The 2,618-nt window shown below is 57.0% G+C and carries 2 protein-coding genes; both read left to right on the top strand.

Going from position 1 to position 2,618, the window contains the following annotated elements:
- Positions 1–171: 171 nt before the first annotated feature.
- Positions 172–1,725 (top strand): IS21 family transposase, encoded by a 1,554-nt coding sequence (istA, locus tag JNB91_RS30150; protein WP_220329107.1) that lies wholly within the window; start codon positions 172–174, stop codon positions 1,723–1,725.
- An 11-nt stretch (positions 1,726–1,736) separates the two neighbouring features.
- Complete coding sequence (gene istB / locus JNB91_RS30145) at positions 1,737–2,513, top strand: IS21-like element helper ATPase IstB (RefSeq protein ID WP_220329106.1); 777 nt, start codon at positions 1,737–1,739, stop codon at positions 2,511–2,513.
- The last annotated feature ends 105 nt before the right edge of the window (positions 2,514–2,618 follow it).

Genomic DNA, 2,618 nt, shown 5'->3' with positions numbered 1-2,618 from the left:
TGCGGGTTTCAGTATGTCGCGGACAGGCATTTCAGTAAGTCGCGGACATCGATTTCAGTAAGTACGGGACAGTGATTTCAGAAAGTCGCGGACAGTTATCGCGACGGATTTAGATCGATTTTCGTGAGCGCCGATCTGGCACTTTGCCCTCGTGGATTGAGCGAGGACATGATGCCCAGACGGAAGCAAGCGAGACATACTGACGTGAAGGATATCCGATCGATCCTGCGGCTTACGTTCGAGCAGGGATTATCGATACGTGCCGTTTCCGAGCGGCTGAAGATGAGCAAGACATCGGTTTCGACGTACCTGCTGCGGGCAAAGGAAGCCGGGCTTGCGGTTTGGCCTCTACCTCCGGGCCTGGACGAGGACGACGTTCTTGAACATCGACTATTCCGGCGAATGGGACGGCCTCCACGCGATACCGTCGAGCCGGACTGGCCGAAGATGGCCAGCGAACTGAAGCGCAAGGGCGTCACGCTCCATTTGCTGTGGCAGGAATACCGGGAAGCTCACCCGGATGGCTATGGCTATACATGGTTTTGCGGCCGGTTTGCCGATCACGAAAGCCGAGCCCGGCCGACCTATCGCAGCCGTCATGTTGCCGGTGTCGCGATGGAATGCGACTATGCCGGCCATACGATCCCGATCATCGATCCATGTACCGGCGAGATCCGCGCAGCGCAAATCTATGTCGCGGTGTTGAGCGCGTCGCAACTGACGTTCGCCTATGCCAGCTTTAGCCAGAAGCTGCCCGACTGGATCGAGGCTAACCAGCGTGCCTTTAGTTACTTCGGTGGCGTGACAAAGACGACGATCTGCGACAACCTCAAATCGGCTGTCGCCAAGGCGCTCTGGTTCGAACCGACATTGAATGCGACGTTTGCCGCTTTCGCTGAGCATTACGACACGACCGTGGTTCCGGCACGGCCTCGGCATCCTCGCGACAAACCCTCCGCTGAAGGGACGGTTTTGATCGTTGAGAGGTGGGTCCTGGCGAGGCTCCGAAACGAGCGGTTCTTTAGCCTTGTCGATCTCAATATCCGCATCAGCGCCTTGATCGAAGACCTCAATAGCCGGACGATGCGGCGGTATGGCAAATCTCGCCGCACTTTGTTCGATGAAGTCGAACGCTCTCAGCTCAAACCATTGCCTTCAACGCCGTTTGAGTATGCGGAATGGAAGATCGCCAAGGTGCATCCCGACTATCACGTCGAGGTCGACAAGACCTTCTATTCCGTGCCGCATGGGCTGATCGGAAGACGGGTCGATATCAGGTTGACGTATCGAGCGGTTGAGATCTTCTTCGACCACAAACGTGTCGCAAGTCACATTCGGAGCTCGCAGCGTTCAGGCCACGTCACTGTCAATGAACATATGCCCAAGGCGCACCAGCGCTATGCGAACACGACACCCCACTTGTTGCGCAGCGAAGCGGCAAAGGTCGGGATCAACACGGCGACGTTTATCGAACGTCTGCTCAGTCATCGCCCGCACCCCGAGCAGGGCTACCGATCCGCCCAAGGCGTTCTCTCCCTGGCACGCCGTTATGAGTCCGATCGGTTGGAGATGGCTTGCGAAAGGGCGCTGGTAATCAACGCTCTGAGCTATTCGTCTGTCGCTAACATTCTCAGATCTGGTCTCGATCAGGCTCCGGCCATGACCGAGGCTGTGAAGCCGGCGCCGCCGCACGGCAATATCCGCGGCAAAACCTACTATCAATAAAAGGACATTAGATGCTGACACATCCGACACTTGAGCAAATGAATGCGCTTGGTCTGGCAGGCATGGCAACGGCCTATCGCGAGCTCCTCGAGCAGGCTCACGGAAATGACCTGAGCTTCGACGAACGACTGGGGTTGATGCTTGACCGAGAGATCGCCCTCAGAACGGACCGCAGACTGACAAACCGCCTTGCTACCGCCAAACTCCGTTTTGCCAACGCTTCCATTGAAGACATTGATTTTGCAGCGCATCGGGGCTTGGATCGGCGCAACGTCCTGTCTTTGGCACAGGGAGCATGGCTGAAAGCAAATGAGAACTTGATCCTCACAGGCCAGACGGGCACCGGAAAGACTTGGATCGCGTGTGCCTTTGCACGCCAGGCGGCCCGCCTCGACTACTCTGTCCTCTATGTGCGCATGCCGCGTTTGTTTGAAGACCTCGCGCTTGCCAGACTGGACGGGCGGTTCCCACGCCTCATCGACAAGCTGGCACGCGTTCATCTGCTGGTACTCGATGATTGGGGAACCCATACCTTGAACGATCGGCAGCGCCTCGATCTGCTGGAAATCTTTGAAGAGAGATATCGGCGAAAATCCACTCTGATCACGGCCCAGCTTCCCGTGGCCGCCTGGCATGAGATGATCGGCGAGGCCACTTTAGCGGACGCGATTCTGGACCGTATCGTTCACAACGCCCACCGCATAACGCTCGAAGGCGACAGCATGCGGAAGCGGAAAACAACAACGCTCTTGACCAGCGCCGAAATAAACGAAATCAATCACCCCTGACAGCAACCAGGCTGGCGGAAATCGATCGAGCCCGCTGTCCGCGACTTAGCGAAATGCTTGTCCGCGACTTGCTGAAATCGCTGTCCCGATTCATCGAAATCCGCA

Source organism: Aliirhizobium wenxiniae, assembly GCF_019511445.1.
Lineage (GTDB): Bacteria > Pseudomonadota > Alphaproteobacteria > Rhizobiales > Rhizobiaceae > Neorhizobium > Neorhizobium wenxiniae_A.
This window is presented reverse-complemented; position numbering and strand designations above follow the sequence as displayed.